Source organism: Cetobacterium sp. (assembly GCF_051658645.1).
Taxonomy (GTDB): domain Bacteria; phylum Fusobacteriota; class Fusobacteriia; order Fusobacteriales; family Fusobacteriaceae; genus Cetobacterium_A.
Genome location: NZ_JBOFMZ010000009.1, coordinates 1 through 18865, shown reverse-complemented (window position 1 = coordinate 18865; position 18865 = coordinate 1). Strand labels below are relative to the sequence as shown.

The following is an 18865-nucleotide window of genomic DNA, read 5'->3' as shown; positions in this document are numbered from 1 at the left end:
AAAGAATATTCTTTTTAAGGCATAGACAAGCTATGTCTTTTTGTGATATCATTTTTTTACAAAAATATTTCAAGTCGAAAATCTTTATCCCTTTTTTAGGAATTGGACCTATTTTTCATCTTTAGTTAACAGATTCTTTTTTATTATTATAAATTTAAAAAGTAAATTTTTAGTAAATTTTTTTAATTTATAATAATTTTTACCATTTTTTTACTTTTTTCCTTTATACTATAGCTATTAAAGTATATAATATGGGGAAGGTGTAAAAATTGAAAAAAAATATATTGATTATAGAAGATGATCCTAAAATAAGACGATATTTAGAACTTGAATTAATTCATGAAGGGTATAATATAGATTTAGCTCAAAATGGAGAAATTGGATTAAATTTATTTCGAAAAAATAACTATTCACTTATTCTGCTTGATTTGATGCTTCCAATTTTAAGTGGAGAAGAAATTTGTAAAATAGTTCGATTAGAATCTGATATTCCTATTATTGTTTTAACTGCTAAAGATGAAATTTTTAGTAAAATTACTTTATTAGATTTAGGAGCTGATGACTACATCACAAAACCCTTTGTTATTGCAGAGTTATTAGCACGTATGAGAGTAATTTTTAGAAATAAACACACTCTTGTTGATAAAAAAATATTAAAATTTGAAAATATATCTCTTGATTTAAGTACAAAAGAAGTCAATGTAAATGGTTGTAGTATTACTCTTACTAAAACAGAATATAATCTTTTACACTACTTAATAATAAATAAAAATTTAGTTTTAACTCGAGAAAATATTTTAGAAAATGTTTGGGGATATGACTATTTCGGTGATGGTAAAATAATTGACATGTACATAAAATCATTACGAAAAAAAATTGATCCAAATAGTGATTATATTAAAACAATTCGTGGTTTTGGATATTCATTAAAAAAGGAGTGTTAAATTGAAAGCATTATCTCAAACTTTAAAACATATTTCTTTTGGAATTATATGTTTATTTATTTTTGTTTTAGGAATATCTTTGTCTATAACTGGTAAGTATTTAATTAATACTTCAAAATTATCTTTGAGAAATGCTATGTCTTTTTTAAAATTTGAAATTCTAGAAGAATCTAGCTCTAAAACTTTTGAAATTTTCAATGGTGATTTAATTGCTGAACTTCGAGATGAAAATGTAAATCTTAAAGATTCTGAAATAACTATAGAGTATAAAAACAATTTTTATTCTGAAACTGAAAATAAAAATTATTTAAAATATTCAGTTGAAGACAAAGTTATGAATATTAATAACTATGGCTATATAATTTTAAAAAATAACTTAGTTAATAAAGATGGTGAAACATTTACAGTTACACTTATTAAAAATTTGAGTGTTGAAAAAAACTTTTTCTTTAATATGATTTATATATTTATGTTTGGTCTTATTATTTGTATTTTAATTTCTGCTATTACATTTAATCATCTTTTAAATAAAGTTAATCAGCAGCTTTCACTTATAGAAAATCTAAATTCTAATATTACTTTAGAAAATTTAAATCTTATTCGACCTACAAATTATTTTAAAGAGTTTGATCATATTTTAGATTCCTATGAAGAGATGCTGATAAGATTAGACGAACAAAATAAAAAGCAAATTGAATTTGTTCACAACTCATCTCATGAATTAAAAACACCTCTTTTTATAGTTAGAGGTTATATTGATATGATTAAAAGATGGGGTAAAAGTGATCCTGAAATCTTAAATGAAGCTTTGGTTTCTATAGAAGAAGAAACAAATGGAATGAATTTGCTTATTGAAAAATTACTTTTTATAGCGAAAGAATCTGAAATTAAAAGTAATATTTCTGAAATTGAATTATCTGAAGTTGTTTTAGGATGCATTTCAAATTTAAAATTTCAATATCCTAATTCTAATATTACTTTTATACCTGAATATACTATTCTAGAGTCTGATGAAAGTCTAATCAAACTACTTATTAAAAACTTATTGGAAAATGCAATTAAATATGGAAATGATAAGGTTATTAATATTAGTATTAATAATATTTCTGAACAAAATAAAGTGATTTTAACCATCGAAGACCATGGAATCGGAATGAAAAAAGATGACTTGAATCATATTTATGATCGGTTTTATAGAGCTAATAAATCTCGTAGTAAAAATATTGAAGGACACGGATTAGGAATGTCTATAGTAAAAAGAATTCTTAATATTTTGAAAGTAAGTATAGATATACAAAGTAATTTAAATGTAGGTACAACTGTTCATTTATTTTTTAATTTAAAACTCTAGGAGGATTTTATGTTTCAGAACAATAAAAAATTATATTTGGTTACACTCAGCTTTATTTCATTTTTCAGCACTCTTTGGGTAAGAAAAGCAGATTTAATGGAATCTAGAAATTTTATTACTGCTAGAGAAATTGTAAAAAATAATGAATGGATTGTTACCACATTAAATGGTAATTATCGTTTTGAAAAACCTCCTTTACCAACTTGGTTTACAGCAATTACTATGAAGATAACAGGAAACTTTTCTGATGAATGGTTGTTACGAATTCCTATTGCTTTAACATCCGTTCTTCTAATATATTTTATCTATAAGCTAGTTAAAGAACTTTCAAAAGATGATACACTTGCATTTCTTTCAGCTTTTATTGCTACAACAACTTTTATGTTAACAAAAGTTGGAGCTGAAAATGCTTGGGACGCATATCCATATATTTTTATGGTTGGGTCAATTGCATTTTTTCTTAAAAGTATTGGTACAAAAGGATATTTTGATATTATAGTTGCAGGCATTCTTTTAGCATTTTCTTTACTAAGTAAAGGACCTGTTCCAATATATGGTATGTTTTTACCATTTACTATCTCTTATATAGTAGCTTATGGAACTAAAAATATTATGAAAAATAAAAAGAAAATTAGTTTGTACTTTATAATTGGATTGCTATTAGCTTCTATATGGCCTATTGCTATGATAATTGAAAATAAAGAACTCTTTTTATCAGTTATGAATAAAGAAAAAAATACTTGGTCTAACAACCATGTTAAAAGTTTCTTTTTCTATTTTAATTATTTTTTATTTATGGGAGTTTGGATTTTCTTTTCAATTTTTACATTTTTTAAAAAATGGACATTTCATAATAAAAATGAAAATAGATTTTTTAAATTTGGAATATTATGGTCTTTTTTAACTTTTTTACTTATCTCTTTTATCAAAATGAAAAAAGAACGTTATGGATTTCCACTTTATATTGTTTCTACTCTTCCTATAGGAGTTGTATTAAATTATTATCTAAAAACTGATTGGAATATTTTAAACAAATATGATAAAGTTTTATTTTATATTCAGACTATTTTTATATCAACTGTTGCTATTGGAAGTATTGGAATTATACTTTGGAAAAAACAGAATTTATTTTACTTAGCATTACCATTTTTAGTAATACTAATTTATATTTTAAAATCTAGCCTTAGCGATAAAAATATCTTTAAGAAAAACATTATTTATATAAGTGGTCTTTTACTTATAATTGTAAATTCAAATTTAACATGGATTATTGAAAAAGAATTTAGAAGTAAAAAAGATATTTTAATTCAAAATCTTGATGTTTTACAAAAAACAGATTTAAAATATAAAATATATTCAGAAGATTTTTCTATTGAAAACGTTTGGAGCGTTGGGCAAAATATTCATACTCTAACAGAAAATACTATTTTAGAAGATGAATTTTATATTCTATCTAAAAAAAATGAATTAACTATAAAAGATTTTTATAAAATAGAATTCAAAAATTCTTATACTGAGTTTGATAATAGTAACAAGCTTGTTTATCTTTATAAAATTTCAAAACAAAAATAAAAAAATCTCCTCACTTAGTTTTTTAAATGAGGAGATTTTTTATAGCTCTGATTTTTTTATTATATAATCTCCAGGTCCTTCTGTTTCTGCTTTTTGAATCAACATTTTCATCTGTTTTTTAAAGTGATTCACCGAATCTGTTGCTCCTGCTGCTAAATCCATTGTTTCAAGATTTTTTCCAGCTTTAAAATAGTTTTCTGGTATTAACTTTGAATAAAGTGCTGGATTAACATTCTGTTTTTTTCCCATACTTTTATTATAGCTTTCATCTTCAGATGCTTTACTGCCATCATTTTTAACTCTATCATGGTAAACACTAATAATTTCTCCATTTTTAACAGTCATCTCTGTATAAGGATACCAAAACCAAATAGTCTTATCAGTTTTAGAGGTATATCTACCATCTTTCAATTCAGCATTTGCTAATGATGAAAGTACTAGCATCAGTACAAATATTTTTTTCATAATATCCTCCTAAAAATTTATACTATATTCTTTTATTTTATTTAAAAAATCTGGAAATTTTGCTGCTGCTTTTATAGGGTCTTTGTCTGTGTTTTGGAAAATTATTTTTTTAAAATCTTTAATTCCTATAAATTTAAAAATAAAACGAATATACTTATCATCCCAAGCAATCAATGATAAAGGAAAAGGATAAGCTCCACCTCTACTTCCAATATATATAACTTTTTTATTTTTTAACATCCCACTTGGGATTCCTTTTGAACTATATTTAAATGTTATTCCTTTCACTATTATATGATCTATATAAGATTTCAGAATTGAAGGAACCGTCAAATTCCACATAGGAGAACATACTATGTACTTATCAAAACTAGAAAAATAATTTGCCTCATCAGTCATTTTATTAGAATAGTTTTTCATAGCATTACTCAAATTTTCATAACTTAAGTGTTCTTGCTGTTTTTCATATAAATCTAAAACTACTAATTCATGATCTGGATTTGTTTTTTTATATTCATTTACAAATTCCATACAGGCTCTTTTACTGTATGATTCTTCTATAGGCTTAGGATTAGCTAAAATACACAATACTTTCATAATTTATACTCCTTCAAAATTTATTTATATAATATTTTTCAAAGCAACCTATAATATTCCTTTATTTCTTAGCAATAATTAATCTTAGCACATCATTTAGCATTAGATTATTCTTCAGAAAAACCAGCAGCTCTAATACTTTTCTCAAAACTCTCTTTTACTTTTTTTAACTCTGCTGAATTTTGTATTAACTCTAATCCTAGTAGCGCTAAAGCTTTTCCACCTAGTATCACAGCATTATCTCCTTCAATAGATCCTGCGGCTTTTTCAAACTCATGAGTATGTCCTGATATATTTGAATCACAAATCTTAATATTTGGATGAATTGTTGGTATTATATGACTTACGTTTCCAACATCTGTCGACCCAATTCCATTTTTTAAAACTGTTGAAACTTCAACTTCTAATTTAGCCATAGTTTTAACATATAACTCATCGAAGTAATCTGTTCTCACCATATTATCAACCCTATTTTGAAAACTTGTAGCTTTTGTTTTACACCCAGTCATTATAGCTGCTCCTTCAGCTATAGATAAAATCCTATTTGTAACATTGTCACAACTTAATTTTGTAGCTGCACGAATATAAAATCTAGCTTTTGTATAATCTGGAATTATATTTGGAGCATCTCCACCATGAGTTATTATACCATGAATTTTTACATCCGATTTTACATGTTGTCTTAAACTTGCTATTCCAGTAAAAAAATGCAAAAGAGCATCAAGAGCATTTCTGCCATTTTCTGGTGATCCTGCTGCATGAGAAGATTTTCCAAAAAATTCAAAATCTAGAGGATTTACAGCTAAACTTTTATTTGTTATAGAGTTTTGACTTGCAGGATGAATAATCATTGCTACATCTATTCCTAAAAAAAGATTCTCTCTTACAAAAGAGCCCTTAGCACTTCCATTTACACCACCCTCTTCAGATGGACAACCATAAACTACTATTTCGCCTGGAAGCGTATTTAAAACCTCACCAAGAGCCACTGCTCCTGCAACACTAATACTTCCTATAATATTATGCCCACAAGCATGCCCTAAATTTGGTAACGCATCATATTCTGCTAAAAAAGCTATTTTAGGTGATTCGCCATGAATAGATTGCTTTCGAGCTATAAATCCTGTTTTATGACCTGCAATATCTCTTTCTATAGAAAATCCTTTCGATTCTAAATAGTTAGTTAACAACTCTGCAGCAAAATATTCTTCATTTCCAATTTCTGGATTTTTATGAATACTTTGACTTAAACCGATAAACTCTTTTCTATTCTTATTTAAAAAATCTATAATTTTATTTTCCATTTTACTCATCTCCATTTTTTTTATTTTTAGAATACAGCTATTGATGAACCTTTATAATAATCATCTATTATTTTTTTATTCTCAGGAGTTTGATAAATTTCTAAAACTCTTTTTATTTCAGGATTATTTTGATTATCTTCTCTAGAAGCAATAATATTAAAGTATGGCTTCAATCTTTCATTTTTAAAGTCCTCGATAAATATAGAATCAGCCAATGGTGAATATCCAGCTTCAACTGCTACTCCATTATTTATTGCTGCAGCATCTACATCTTCGATTGATCTCGGAATCTGTGTTGCAACAAGTTCAACAATTTTTATATTTTTAGGATTACTAACTATATCTCTAACTCTTGGAAACACTCCCGCTGTTTTGTCTAACTCTATTATTCCAGCATCTTGAAGTAGTAGTAATGCTCGTCCACCATTTGAAATATCATTAGGAATAGCAATTGTAGCTTTATTCTTAAGTTGAGATAATTCTGTAATTTTTTTAGAATATATTCCCATTGGAGCTAAAACAGTATATCCTAAATTTACTATAGATAATTTATGCTCAGTTTTAAATTTATCAAAATATATCTCTGTTTGAAAAGCATTTATATCTAACTCTTTTTCTTCTAAAGCTAAATTAGGTCTTATGTAATCAGAAAAATTAATAAATTTAAGTTCAATATTTTCTTTAGCTAATATAGCTTTAACATTTTCCCAAATAATGTTTTCATCACCACTAATTCCTAATTTAACAATTTTTTTTCCGCTACTATTTTGAGAAACCTCTGATTTTCCACATCCTACAAATATTACTATAAAAATAATAAACAATAAAATAGCCTTTAGACTTTTAAAATTTTTCATATATTCTCCTCCTAGATTTTTATTTTTTTATTTTACTTAATATTTTTTCTCCCGACCATTGAATAGCTGTTATCAATGTTACTAAAATTACAATTGTTACTATCATAATATCTGTCTTGAAATGTTGATAACCATATCTAATTGCAAAATCTCCTAAGCCACCTCCTCCAACAGTTCCTGCTACTGCAGAAAAACCAATTAAACTAACTGTAGTTATAATAAGTGAATAAATAATTTCAGGCAAAGCTTCTCTTAGTAAAACTCTATAAATAATTTCAAAAGGTGTTGAACCCATTGAGTGTGCTGCTTCTATAACACCTGAATCGACACTTAATAATGCTGATTCTATTTGTCTTGCAACAAATGGTGCAGATCCAAATATAAGTGGAACAATTGCTCCTTTTAATCCTATGGTTGTTCCCATAAAAAATCTTGTTACTGGTATAAGTGCTGCTAACAAAATTACAAATGGAATAGATCTAAAAATATTAATAAATTTTCCTAATATATTATTGATGAATCTATTTTCTAAGATACCATCTTTTTTTGTTATAACAAGTACAACACCCATTGTTAGACCGATTAAAGTTGAGATTATTCCTGATATAGAAACCATCACCAATGTTTCACCAATAGCACGAACCATTTCATCTCCATACTGAATTACATTTTCAAAATAGTTATATAGTCTTTCTACCATCTTTTAATACCTCCGTATATATATTGTTTTGAGATAAATAATGAATTGAGTTTAAAATATTTTCTTCTAAGCCTTTAAATTTTACAACTAAATTTCCAATCGCTGTTTCTTTAATTATTTCAATATTTCCAAATAAAATGCTTGCATCTACATTAAAATTTCTGGATATTTTAGATATATATGCTTCTTCTGCTGCATTTCCAACATAAGCTAGTTTTATAACTTTTTCATTCGTTTTAATAGCAACATTTTCTAAGTAATTATAAATTTTATCATTATTGAAAACAGAAGAAAGAAATTTCTTTGTTATAGCTTCTTTCGGGTTTGAAAAAATATCTATAATATCTCCCTCTTCTTTTACAAATCCATCTTTCATAACAATAAGACTGTCACAAATCTCTTTAATAACATTCATTTGATGAGTTATTAAAACTATTGTTACTCCTAACTCTTTATTTATTTTTTTCAAAAGTTTTAGAATTGAAACTGTTGTTTCTGGGTCTAACGCTGAAGTTGCTTCATCACAAAGTATAATATCTGGTTTATTAGCTAAAGCTCTTGCAATTCCAACTCTTTGTTTTTGTCCTCCTGATAGTTGTGAAGGATAGCTATTTTTTTTATCTTTTAATCCCACTAACTCTAAAAGTTCGTTTATTCTTTTATCTATCTCAACTTTTGAAAGACCACTTCCCTTTAATGGATACGCTATATTTTTATAAACTGTTCTACTTTTCATCAAATTAAAATGCTGAAATATCATTCCAATTTTCTTTCTTTTTTCTCTAAGTTCTTTTTGTGTTAAAGAATTTAATTCCACGCCATTTATTAAAACTTCTCCAGAACTTGGAATTTCTAATAAGTTTATACATCTGAGTAAAGTACTTTTACCAGCTCCAGAATATCCTATAATTCCAGTTATTTCTCCTTTTTTAAAATTAAAAGAAAACTCTTTTAATGCTTCTACTTTTTGTCCTTTAGTTTCATAAGTTTTAATAATATTTCTAAGTTCTATCATAATAAGCCTCCAAATAATTTTATAATTTAATTTTTTTAGAAAAATAGTATAAAAAAAAGCTTGAGATTTAATCCCAAGCTTTATGTTAACAACTTTATTCCTTGGGAGTTCTCTTTTCTAAGCGAAAATGAGTTCGTCCCAAAATTAAATAATTAATTTTTGGTACAAACTCCCATAGGCATCATATTCATCATTGTCGTTTTTGATATTAAATTATACTTTTTCATCTAAACCACTCCTTTGATAAATTATTTTAGTTATCTTAACATATGAAAATTTATTAGTCAAATTTTATTTTATTTATTTTTATTCAAAATAGAATAATTTGAATATCCACCAGATATATTATATGCATCAAACCCTGAATTTAAAAGGATATTTTGACCCATATTTCCTGTAACACCTTTGTTGCAATGAACAGCTATTTTTTTATGTATATCTAGTTCTTTTAAACTATCTCTTAAATTTTCTAAAGGTATATTTTGAGCACCATCTATATGAGCAGCATTATATTGAAGATTACTTCTCACATCTATAACTAAAAATTCCTCTCTCTTTTCATTTAACTCTTTAGGAGTTATAATTTTATTTTTTCCATTTATAGCATTATTCAAAATCATTCCAGTATAGATAACAGGGTCTTTTGTTGTTGAGAACGGTGGAGCATAAGCTAAATCTAAGTGGAATAATGCGTCTACAGTTGCTCCGAAGCTTAAAAGTGTTGCAAAAACATCTATTCTTTTATCTACACCATTTTCACCTAATATTTGTACTCCTAAAAGTTTTCCTGTTTTTTTATCAGCAATAGCTTTTATAATCATCTCTCTAGAAGTTTCTAAATACTCTGTTGCATTCGATTTTATATTGTGAATAACCTCGATAGAATAACCTCTGTTTAGAGCTTCTAATTCACTTAAACCTGTTGCGGCAAAAGCCATGTTGAATACTTTAAAAATTGATGTTCCTAAAATACCTTTAAATTCTAAAGTTCCTCTAGTTAATCTATCTCCTAAAATACGTCCCATTTTATTAGCAGTTGAACCTAAAGGAATATAAGTTTCTTCTCCTGTTAATAATGAGTATGAAGTTGCACAATCACCAGCAGCATATATATCGGTTAAGCTTGTTTCAAGATATTTATTTACTCTAATAGCACCATTTTTTCCAAGTTCAATTCCTGCTGATTCTAAAAATTCGACATTTGGAGTTACTCCAATTGCAGCTACTATAAAATCTGTTGCAATATTTTTTCCATTAAATGTTGTAATATTTTTTCCATCTTCTGAAATAGTTTTAATTTTATCATTTAAAATTAGATTAACATTTTTTTTAGCTAAATATTTTTCTAAATATAAACTTAAGTCTGCATCAACTCTTCCTATCGTATTTGACATTTCAATAATAGTTACTTCAATTCCTCTGTGTGCTAAATTTTCTGCCATCTCAAGACCTATATATCCAGATCCAACTATAAGAGCTTTTTTAGGATTTTTTTCTAATATAAAACTTTTTAATCTATCTCCATTTTCAATATCTCTTATATAAAAAATATTTTCATTATTAAATTCTATTTTTCTAGGTCTAGCTCCTGTTGTGATAACTAGTTTGTCATAGCTATCTTCGAAAATATCTCCTGTTAATTCATTCTGAATTTCTATAGTTTTATTTTCTTTATTTACAGATATTACTTTGTGATTCGTATTCAGTTTCATATTAAAACGACTTTCGAACCACTCTGCATCTCTCGGTGTTAAATTTCCTCTCTTTATATAATCTTCACCTATATAATATGGAATTCCACAGCCAGAATAACTGATATCTCCTCCTGAAGTATAAGCAACTATCTCTACAGTTTCACTATTTCTACGTGCTTTTGCAATTACTGATGTCCCCGCTGCAACAGCGCCAACTACGATTATTTTCATTTTTCCTCCTAAGATTTACCTAAATTTTTACAAAATATTCTTTTGTTTTATTTGAAATTTTTACTAAGATAAGCATAACAGGAACTTCAACTAAAACTCCAACTACTGTTGCCAAAGTTGCTCCTGAATTTAAACCAAATAATGAAATAGATACTGCTACTGCTAATTCAAAGAAATTACTTGCTCCTATCATAGCTGCTGGTGAAGCTATTTCATGTGGTAATTTCCACACTTTTGCCCATCCATAAGAAAAGAAGAAAACAAAGAATGTTTGAATTGTTAATGGTATTGAAATTAATAAAATATCCAAAGGATTATCAATAATTTTTTTTCCTTGGAAAGAAAAAATTATTGTTAATGTTAATAATAATCCAGTTATTGTTATTTTATCAAATTTCTTTACAAAAACATTTTTGAAATAATCTAAACCTTTATTTTTAATAACAAGTTGTCTTGATATTATTCCGAAAAAAAGTGGAATAACTACAAATAATAGCACTGAAAGTATCAAAGTATCATATGGAACAAAAATATTACTTATTCCCAATAAAAATCCTACAATAGGTACAAATCCTACTAGTAGTATCAAATCATTTACTGCAACTTGAACTAATGTATAAGCTGGATTTCCTTTTGTAAGTTGACTCCAAACAAAAACCATTGCTGTACATGGTGCTGCTCCTAAAAGCACTGCTCCTGCTATATATTCATCTGCTAAATTTAAAGGTATTAAACTTTTAAAAATTACTTTAAAAAATAAAACCGATATTAGATACATTGTAAATGGTTTAACCAACCAATTTGTAATTGTAGTAACTGCTAGACCTTTTATATTTTTTGTAGCATGAACTATAGATGTAAAATCAATTTTTAACATCATTGGATATATCATTAACCAAATTAATATTGCTACTGGTATTGATACTCTTGAATATTCAAAAAGAGCTAGTGTTTCTGGTACAACTGGTAAAAATATTCCGATTGCAACACCTAAAACTATACATATTCCTACCCAAACAGATAGATATCTTTCAAAAAATCCCATATTTCCTCCTAAATATTTTCGTTTATACATGACTACATACTCATATGTTTTTTATATTAACATAAATATTTTGTTTTGTAAATAAGTATATTACGAATTTCTAATTTAGTTTTGTTTATCTTCTGAATTTATACAATGATTTTTGAATTCTAAAAATTTTATAAGATTTTTTCTATCTTGAAGAAAAATATCTTCATTTAAATAGTTTAAAACATTTAAAATAAAAGGATATTTTTCTATTGTTTCAAAATTCAAAGAATAATATGACCATTTTCCTATTTTTTCACAATTTATTATTTTATCCTTTTTCAATTTTGTAATATGTCTAGAAGTATTTGATTGATTTAATTTTAAAACTTCTTCTAAGTCACAGTTGCAAGCTCTATTAACTTCTTTTAATAAATTAAGAATTCTTAATCTATTACAATCTGACAATGATTTTAATATTTCTAAAGTTTCCATATGTTCTCTCCTCGAATGATTATTAACTCATGTATATTTTTATATCACATTTTTAAGTTTATGTAAATACATTTTAAACTATTAGGATAATATGATATACTTAATTTTTATAATTAAAAAAATGGAGGATTTATGGATTTGAAAAAATTTAAAGATTTAAAAAATGATATTTTAGCAGGTATAACAACATCTTTAGCTATGGTACCTGAATCAGTTGCATTTGCTTTTGTAGCGGGTTTATCTCCTATTGTAGGATTACATACATCTTTTATAATTGGAGTTGTTGCAGCTTTGTTTGGAGGACGTCCTGGAATGATTTCAGGAGCAGCTGGCTCTATTGCTGTTGTGTTTGCTGAATTAATCTTAAAGCATGGAGTTGAATATCTTTTTGCTACTGTAGTTTTAATGGGGATTATTCAAATTTTAATTGGTATTTTTAAATGGGGTAAATTCTCTCGAATGATTCCTCACTCAGTAATGCTTGGTTTTGTAAATGGATTAGCTATAGTTATTTTTACTGCACAACTAGGACAATTTAAAGTAAAAGATGCTTTAGGTAATTCAAATTGGATGCAGGGTTCTCAACTTTTTGTAATGATAGGTTTAGTTTTAATTACAATGTTAGTAACTCATTATCTCCCAAAGCTTACAGCAGCAATTCCTTCATCTTTAGCTGCAATCATTATTACAACAATACTTTCATATCTTGCGATGAGATTTGGAATAGATATCCCAAATGTTAGAGATTTTGCTGGTGAACCTTTAGCAGCAGGACTACCAAAGTTTCATGTTCCAAATTTGCCACTAAATTTTGAAACATTAAAGATAACATTTCCTTATGCTGTAATAGGAACACTTGTTGGTTTAATTGAATCACTATTAACTTTATCTTTAGTTGATGATTTAACTGATACAAGAGGAAGTAGTAACAAAGAGTGTGTTGGTCAAGGAATTGGTAACTTACTAAATGGATTTTTAGGAGGAACTGGTGGATGTGCTATGATTGGACAATCAATAGTTAATATTACTTCTGGTGGAAGAGGCCGAGCTTCTGGAGTTGCTATGGGAGTATCACTTTTAATCTTTGTTCTTTTTGGTTCAAAAGTAATTGAAATTATTCCTTTAGCTGCACTTGTTGGTGTGATGTTTATCGTTGTTATTGAAACTTTTGCTTGGAGTTCAATTAAAATTATAAAAAGAATTCCAAAAAAAGATGCTGTTGTAATAATAATAGTAACTTTAGTTACAGTTTTTGAAGATTTAGCAGTTGCTGTTATTTTAGGAATTATTATATCATCTTTAACTTTTGCTTGGGAAAAAGGTAAAAAAATCTCTGCAACGGTTAAATTGATAGATGGTGTTAAACATTACAAACTAGATGGACCTTTATTCTTTGGTTCAGCAACTTATTTTAAAGAAATTTTTGATATAAAAAATGATTCTGAAAAAGTAGTTATTGATTTTAAAAATTCAAGTATTAAAGACCATTCTGCTATTGAAGCACTAAACTCTTTAACAGAAAAATACGAACAGAATGGAAAAAAGCTATATTTGATCAATTTAAATTTAGACTCTAAGTTACTTTTAAAAAATGCTAAAAGTTTTGTAAAAATTAATATTGAAAGTAAGTGAACTACCACGCTCTATGGCTAGTTCCTAACCTAATAAGCTAGTAGAGCTCTACCAGCTTCACGAATGTATTTAGATCCTGTCTATCTCAAAGAACCTCTGTTTTCCCGCAGAGGTTCTTTCCTTTTTTATGAAATTATTTCAAAACTATAGTTGCTTTTTTCTTGAGCACTTCACTACATTTTCTCCAGCTCTTTTTCCAAAAACAATTATTTCAGTTATAGCATTTCCACCTAATCTATTTGTTCCATGAAGTCCTCCAACAATCTCACCTGCTGCAAATAGTCCTTCAATAACAGCTCCTGCTTTATTAAGAACCTGATTTTCTTTATTGATATGAACTCCACCCATTGTATGATGAACTGCAGGAGCAACTTTTTGAATATAAAACGGTTCATTAATTATAGGTAAAAGAGTTCCTCTTCTATTGAAATCTAAATCTTTTTTATTCTTAACAAAATCATTATACTTTTCGATTGTTTTTAAAAGATTTTTTGAGTCAATATTCATAAAATTAGCCGCTGATTCCAAGGTTTCTGATATTGATATCAAATTAGAATTTTTTAATCTTTCTATCTCTTCTTTATTTTTACTAACATAGTTAGTTACTGATTCTATCTCTTCCCCCCAAACTAAATAAGCAACACCATTTTCTTGTTCAAGTATAGCTTCTGAAACAGTATCTCTTCTTTCAAGTTCCTCTACAAATCTATCTCCAGACTTGTTTACTAATATTGCTCCATCAAATCTACTTCCACCAACATGAGATAGCTCTCCAGTTTCAGGATTAGAAATTGGGAAGGTTTGAATATATTCCATTTGCAGAAAACCTGCTTCAACTTTCTCACACATTAAATGTCCATCACCAGTGATACCACTAATATTTGTAGTTTTATATCTTTCATCTAAATTTGGATTATATTTTTTTCTTAACTCAATATTTCCACTAAAACCACCAGTTGCTAAAATAACACCTTGTTTCGCCATAAACTTAACATTTTTTTCATCAATAGTTGCTGAAATTCCAATCACTCTTGAATCACTATCACTGATTAACTCTTTAGAACGTACTCCTGTTTTAATTTCAACTCCTAAGGAGATTGCTCGAGCTCTAAGTTTTGCAATTAATTCAATCGCATATTTACCAGAAAATACTGCAGCTCTTGGGACTGAATGACCACCAAAATGAATAAGTTCATTTTTAAAAGAAACCTTAATTTCATCTTTTAACCATTTATAGGCAGGTAAAGCTTCATTAACAAAAATATCTAAAAGTTCAGAATAATTTTCATTATCTCCACCAAGAAGAATATCCTTTCTATAAAGTTCTATTGAATCTTCAATATCTTTCTCTATCTGAGCATCATTTCCAGGAATATTTATTCCACCCATAGAGATAAGAGTATTTCCACCAATTGATGACATCTTTTCTAGTAAAACCACTTTAGCTCCATTAGACGCTGCTGAAATAGCTGCTGATAAGCCTGCTCCTCCTGCTCCAACTATAACGACATCAAAATTTTCAATTTTCTTTATATATTTTTTACTACCTGTATCACCTATTTTAATTAAATTTTCAGCTTCAAGCATCTGAATTTCAAGTTTATCTAAATTTTCTCCAGCTTCAATTAAAGCGTTTTTTAGAGCTTCTCTAATCCCTCTTGAACTCATAGAACAACCTGAAACATTTGGAACTAAAATACTATTAGCTTCTAATACTAATTTTGGTATATGAACAAAAGCTGGATCAGAAATTATTTTAGTTTCATTATGAGAAAGAATAACTATATTCTTTAAAAGATTATCATTAATTTCAATTTCTACAGAAATATTTCCTCCATATCCTTTTCCAACTCCTATAAATTTTCCATCTTTCATTTTTGTTTCCACCGTAAATTGTATTGTTTTAACTGGAACCTGAATTTCTGTTATATACTCATTTTTATTTCCAGATAAAAATAAATTTATAATTTCAACTTCGTAAATAAATGGTTCTACACTAATTTTGTTTAAAGATATATAATCTAAAATTTTCTTTAATGCATTTTCTCTATTTCCATATCTGTATTTTATTGTAATATATTCATTCTTTTCAATTTTTTCAACATTTTTTAAAAAGTTTTCATTTTTAAAAAGTAAAAACTCACTTATTTGTTTTGTAATACATTTGTCTGAATTGACAATTTTAAATTTTTTTCCTAAATAAGCGCTTCCACATTCAACAGAAGCTTCAATAATTTTATAAATATCAAAAATAGAGTTATTCAAATTTTTATTTGTAATAACATCTAAATTATAAAGAAATTTTTTAGGTAAACATTTTAATGTAATCTTGTCTACTTCTAGATATGAAAATTCATCTAAAAGATTTTGAAGTCTTTTTTTACTAGCTTTTAAAGCTTCTATCTGTATTTCTATATCTTCTATTTTCTGCTTATACACGTAAAAAAAACTGTTTATCTCTTTTGAATTTCGTTTATCAAACTTCTTTTTAATTTCTTCTAAAGAGAATCCATTGTTTTTCAAAGTAATTATATTTTGCAATTTTAAAATTTGATATTCACTATAATATCTATATCCATTATTTGGATCAACATAATCTGGTTTTAGAATATTATTTTCATCATAATATCTTAATGTTTTATTTGAAAGTCCAGTTATTTTTGAGATTTCACCTATTAAGTATAAATCTTTTTTCATAATTATCCTCCATAATATTCACTTCTAAAAAAAGTATACACTATGCCCTAAGGTGAAAGTCAATTTTTAAATAAAAAAATCAAGTTTTGTTAGATAAGATACCAATAGAGTATATCAGAATAACAGATATAATTGTTAGGCATACAAATAATGTTTTAAATTCCACTATGGTTAGAGTAAAGTTGATTTAACGATTTGAGTTTCAATCTCGTTTAGAAATATTACAGCAGATGAACTTTTAAAACATATTGCAATTATATCTATAATTATGATGATTGGAACAAGTACATCCGATTTATTAAAAAATATATTTAATTTAGCATTACCATCTTATGTTGGAGCTATGTTTATTGCTATTATTTTTAATAATCTAAATATTAGATTCAATATTGTTAAAATCAATAGAAACCTTATTGATATTATAGGAATTACTTCTTTGAATATTTTCCTATCTATGGCTTTATTTACAAGTTTAATAGTATTTAAAGCTATGGGAAAAGATTATGATGCTGCTGTTATGGTTTCTGGAATGTGTGGGTCAGGATTAGGTGCTACAACAAACGCTATGTTGAATATGGGAGAAGTTTCAGAGAGACATGGTTATACTCCAAATCCATATTTAATTGTAACTTTAACGGGTGCATTTTTAATAGATATATTTCAAATGCCAATTATAATAACCGCTATCAATATCTTTAAATAGGAGATTTATGAATAATATAAAAAATATTTTTGGGAAAAAATGGAGTGGTGGAATCACTCGAGAAATATACAAAGATCAAAATGATTTTAACATTCGTATCTCTTGTGCTGAAATATATCCAGGAGAAAGTGTATTTTCAGATTTTACAGGATATAAAAGAATTTTAAAAATTCTTGAAAATGAAGTAATTCTTCAAAAAAATAGTGACAAAAAAATATTTTTAGATAAAAATAATGTTTTCAATTTTGATGGTTCAGATAAAGTAAAATCAAAAAATGAAGATTTAGTTTTAGATTTTAATGTTATCTATAATTCTAATTTTTATGAAGTTTCTTTCGAAGAAGTAAATGGTTATTACTCTTCAGTAAAAAATAAAAATAAAGGCGAAAAAGTTTTTATTTTTAGCACAGAAGAAGCTTCAATATTATTTATAAATAATTGTAATTTAAATTTTCAAAAATATGATTTTTTACTCTTAGATTTTTCAAGCTCGTATAAATTAAACGGTAATTTTATAATAGTAAAATTTTCAAATAATAAAACTCTACTAGTTAGGTAAAAGTGTTTTTCGTTCTCGATACTATCGGTATTTGAATTTAAAGTTTATAAGAAAGGGTCATGTTGATATAATACCCGTATAAACTATCCCTTCCTCTTTAGCTTTAATTAAAGATTTTCCTATACTTGCAAATTGAACTATTTTTTCATTTAACTTTTTCCCATTATTTTTTGTATCTCTTCTTGAGCTTTTATTTTTGTTACAATATTTAAATTTTTAATAATAAAAAAGCTTCTAATCTTAATAGAACCAAAGGTTTAAATGGTGTTTCAAAAATCCTTAGTGTTATTATCAGGAGTTTTCCTGATGAGACCCCTATTGATTATAATGATAATGGATTTGGAAAAATTTGAACTAAAAAAGTAATAATAGATGATTGAAGTTGAGTAACCATTTATTACATTATAATAATTTCAAATGTTTACTCCTGTTCTTTTTATGAACTTATTTTTTGCTATTGAAACTTTTTTATAAAAAAATAAAAACATTTCAAGTATTAATTGAATATTAAATATAGTATACTTTATTTTAGAACTTTTTTATTTTAAAAAAATATTATAAAAATATTGGAGGGAAATTAATGAGGGGAATTACAGAGAAAAGGTTAAAAAGTTGTTTAAAGAACCGTGTTTCTTTAAATATGGAAACAATAGTTAGATTTTTAATAACAGGAACAGTTGCATTTTCACTTACAGCTTGTGGTGGCGGTGGTGGTGGTGGGTCTTCTTCAACACCGACACCAACACCGACACCGACACCAACAGAAACTATAACTAAAGACTATACAAATGAAGGCCATGATCTAACAGGAGGAAATTTTGTAGTAGCAGGAACTGTTTCTGGAGATAAAAAAAATCTAGTTGGTATCACTGCAACTAATGCAAATGTGGAAAGTAAAGCAACCATTACTTTAACTGGAGATGGAGCAGTAGGGATCCACGGGAAATCTACAGCAACCCTCTCTAGGGAAACAGAAAAATATCAAATAGAAAATTCAGGAAAAATAAATCTTTCGGGAAAAAATGCAACGGGAATGC

At 26.7% G+C, this 18865-nt stretch carries 16 protein-coding genes and 1 pseudogene; 7 read left to right on the top strand and 10 right to left on the bottom strand.

Annotation, left to right across the window (positions count from 1 at the left end; genetic code table 11):
• Positions 1–269 precede the first annotated feature (269 nt).
• Genes ACRCZX_RS00330 through ACRCZX_RS00320 form a run of 3 tightly spaced genes read left to right on the top strand, consistent with a single transcriptional unit; the run spans position 270 to position 3867 of the window.
• Positions 270–944 carry a response regulator transcription factor gene (locus tag ACRCZX_RS00330; RefSeq protein WP_438580964.1) on the top strand — a complete coding sequence of 225 codons (675 nt, stop codon included), beginning with the start codon at positions 270–272 and terminating at the stop codon, positions 942–944.
• Position 945: 1 nt separating this feature from the next.
• On the top strand, positions 946–2295 hold the full coding sequence (locus ACRCZX_RS00325; RefSeq protein WP_438580963.1) for a sensor histidine kinase: 1350 nt from the start codon (positions 946–948) through the stop codon (positions 2293–2295).
• A gap of 9 nt (positions 2296–2304) precedes the next feature.
• Complete coding sequence (locus tag ACRCZX_RS00320; protein ID WP_438580962.1) at positions 2305–3867, top strand: ArnT family glycosyltransferase; 1563 nt, start codon at positions 2305–2307, stop codon at positions 3865–3867.
• A gap of 39 nt (positions 3868–3906) precedes the next feature.
• Here the strand turns inward: ACRCZX_RS00320 and ACRCZX_RS00315 are convergent, their stop codons facing one another.
• From ACRCZX_RS00315 to ACRCZX_RS00275, 9 genes are all read right to left on the bottom strand, one after another.
• A complete protein-coding gene (locus tag ACRCZX_RS00315) occupies positions 3907–4332 on the bottom strand; it encodes a hypothetical protein (RefSeq protein ID WP_438580961.1) in 426 nt (141 codons plus the stop codon).
• Positions 4333–4341: 9 nt separating this feature from the next.
• Complete coding sequence (locus ACRCZX_RS00310; RefSeq protein ID WP_438580960.1) at positions 4342–4929, bottom strand: FMN-dependent NADH-azoreductase; 588 nt, start codon at positions 4927–4929, stop codon at positions 4342–4344.
• 107 nt (positions 4930–5036) lie between these two features.
• Positions 5037–6233: a M20 family metallopeptidase gene (locus tag ACRCZX_RS00305; RefSeq protein ID WP_438580959.1), complete on the bottom strand. Its 1197-nt coding sequence runs from the start codon at positions 6231–6233 to the stop codon at positions 5037–5039.
• A gap of 26 nt (positions 6234–6259) precedes the next feature.
• A complete protein-coding gene (locus tag ACRCZX_RS00300) occupies positions 6260–7090 on the bottom strand; it encodes a MetQ/NlpA family ABC transporter substrate-binding protein (protein ID WP_438580958.1) in 831 nt (276 codons plus the stop codon).
• Between the two features lie 19 nt (positions 7091–7109).
• Positions 7110–7790, bottom strand: a complete 681-nt coding sequence (locus ACRCZX_RS00295) for a methionine ABC transporter permease (protein WP_438580957.1) — start codon at positions 7788–7790, stop codon at positions 7110–7112.
• Positions 7771–8805, bottom strand: coding sequence for a methionine ABC transporter ATP-binding protein (locus tag ACRCZX_RS00290; RefSeq protein ID WP_438580956.1), 1035 nt, complete (start codon positions 8803–8805; stop codon positions 7771–7773). The genes ACRCZX_RS00295 and ACRCZX_RS00290 overlap by 20 nt, the downstream gene beginning before the upstream one ends.
• A gap of 296 nt (positions 8806–9101) precedes the next feature.
• Positions 9102–10730 (bottom strand): FAD-dependent oxidoreductase, encoded by a 1629-nt coding sequence (locus ACRCZX_RS00285; protein WP_438580955.1) that lies wholly within the window; start codon positions 10728–10730, stop codon positions 9102–9104.
• Positions 10731–10749: 19 nt separating this feature from the next.
• Positions 10750–11775 (bottom strand): ACR3 family arsenite efflux transporter, encoded by a 1026-nt coding sequence (gene arsB / locus ACRCZX_RS00280; protein ID WP_438580954.1) that lies wholly within the window; start codon positions 11773–11775, stop codon positions 10750–10752.
• A 105-nt stretch (positions 11776–11880) separates the two neighbouring features.
• Positions 11881–12237 carry an ArsR/SmtB family transcription factor gene (locus ACRCZX_RS00275; RefSeq protein ID WP_438580953.1) on the bottom strand — a complete coding sequence of 119 codons (357 nt, stop codon included), beginning with the start codon at positions 12235–12237 and terminating at the stop codon, positions 11881–11883.
• 132 nt (positions 12238–12369) lie between these two features.
• Here ACRCZX_RS00275 and ACRCZX_RS00270 point away from each other — a divergent pair, with 132 nt between their 5' ends.
• Positions 12370–13869, top strand: a complete 1500-nt coding sequence (locus ACRCZX_RS00270; RefSeq protein WP_438580952.1) for a SulP family inorganic anion transporter — start codon at positions 12370–12372, stop codon at positions 13867–13869.
• Between the two features lie 144 nt (positions 13870–14013).
• Here the strand turns inward: ACRCZX_RS00270 and ACRCZX_RS00265 are convergent, their stop codons facing one another.
• Positions 14014–16566, bottom strand: a complete 2553-nt coding sequence (locus ACRCZX_RS00265; protein ID WP_438580951.1) for a flavocytochrome c — start codon at positions 16564–16566, stop codon at positions 14014–14016.
• Positions 16567–16771: 205 nt separating this feature from the next.
• On the opposite strand from ACRCZX_RS00265, the gene ACRCZX_RS00260 reads away from it, so the two are divergent.
• From ACRCZX_RS00260 to ACRCZX_RS00250, 3 genes and pseudogenes are all read left to right on the top strand, one after another.
• Positions 16772–17269, top strand: a complete 498-nt coding sequence (locus ACRCZX_RS00260) for a sodium/glutamate symporter (protein ID WP_438580965.1) — start codon at positions 16772–16774, stop codon at positions 17267–17269.
• 7 nt (positions 17270–17276) lie between these two features.
• On the top strand, positions 17277–17828 hold the full coding sequence (locus ACRCZX_RS00255; RefSeq protein ID WP_438580950.1) for a HutD family protein: 552 nt from the start codon (positions 17277–17279) through the stop codon (positions 17826–17828).
• Positions 17829–18408: 580 nt separating this feature from the next.
• Positions 18409–18865 (top strand): annotated as a pseudogene (locus tag ACRCZX_RS00250) (hypothetical protein); the annotation flags it as partial.

Bases quoted from the DNA above. Each gene is read 5' to 3' on its own strand.
- ACRCZX_RS00320 (WP_438580962.1), top strand. From the start codon at position 2,305: ATGTTTCAGAACAATAAAAAATTATATTTGGTTACACTCAGCTTTATT.
- ACRCZX_RS00315 (WP_438580961.1), bottom strand. From the start codon at position 4,332: ATGAAAAAAATATTTGTACTGATGCTAGTACTTTCATCATTAGCAAAT.
- ACRCZX_RS00310 (WP_438580960.1), bottom strand. From the start codon at position 4,929: ATGAAAGTATTGTGTATTTTAGCTAATCCTAAGCCTATAGAAGAATCA.
- ACRCZX_RS00305 (WP_438580959.1), bottom strand. From the start codon at position 6,233: ATGGAAAATAAAATTATAGATTTTTTAAATAAGAATAGAAAAGAGTTT.
- ACRCZX_RS00300 (WP_438580958.1), bottom strand. From the start codon at position 7,090: ATGAAAAATTTTAAAAGTCTAAAGGCTATTTTATTGTTTATTATTTTT.
- ACRCZX_RS00295 (WP_438580957.1), bottom strand. From the start codon at position 7,790: ATGGTAGAAAGACTATATAACTATTTTGAAAATGTAATTCAGTATGGA.
- ACRCZX_RS00290 (WP_438580956.1), bottom strand. From the start codon at position 8,805: ATGATAGAACTTAGAAATATTATTAAAACTTATGAAACTAAAGGACAA.
- ACRCZX_RS00285 (WP_438580955.1), bottom strand. From the start codon at position 10,730: ATGAAAATAATCGTAGTTGGCGCTGTTGCAGCGGGGACATCAGTAATT.
- arsB (WP_438580954.1), bottom strand. From the start codon at position 11,775: ATGGGATTTTTTGAAAGATATCTATCTGTTTGGGTAGGAATATGTATA.
- ACRCZX_RS00275 (WP_438580953.1), bottom strand. From the start codon at position 12,237: ATGGAAACTTTAGAAATATTAAAATCATTGTCAGATTGTAATAGATTA.
- ACRCZX_RS00270 (WP_438580952.1), top strand. From the start codon at position 12,370: ATGGATTTGAAAAAATTTAAAGATTTAAAAAATGATATTTTAGCAGGT.
- ACRCZX_RS00265 (WP_438580951.1), bottom strand. From the start codon at position 16,566: ATGAAAAAAGATTTATACTTAATAGGTGAAATCTCAAAAATAACTGGA.
- ACRCZX_RS00255 (WP_438580950.1), top strand. From the start codon at position 17,277: ATGAATAATATAAAAAATATTTTTGGGAAAAAATGGAGTGGTGGAATC.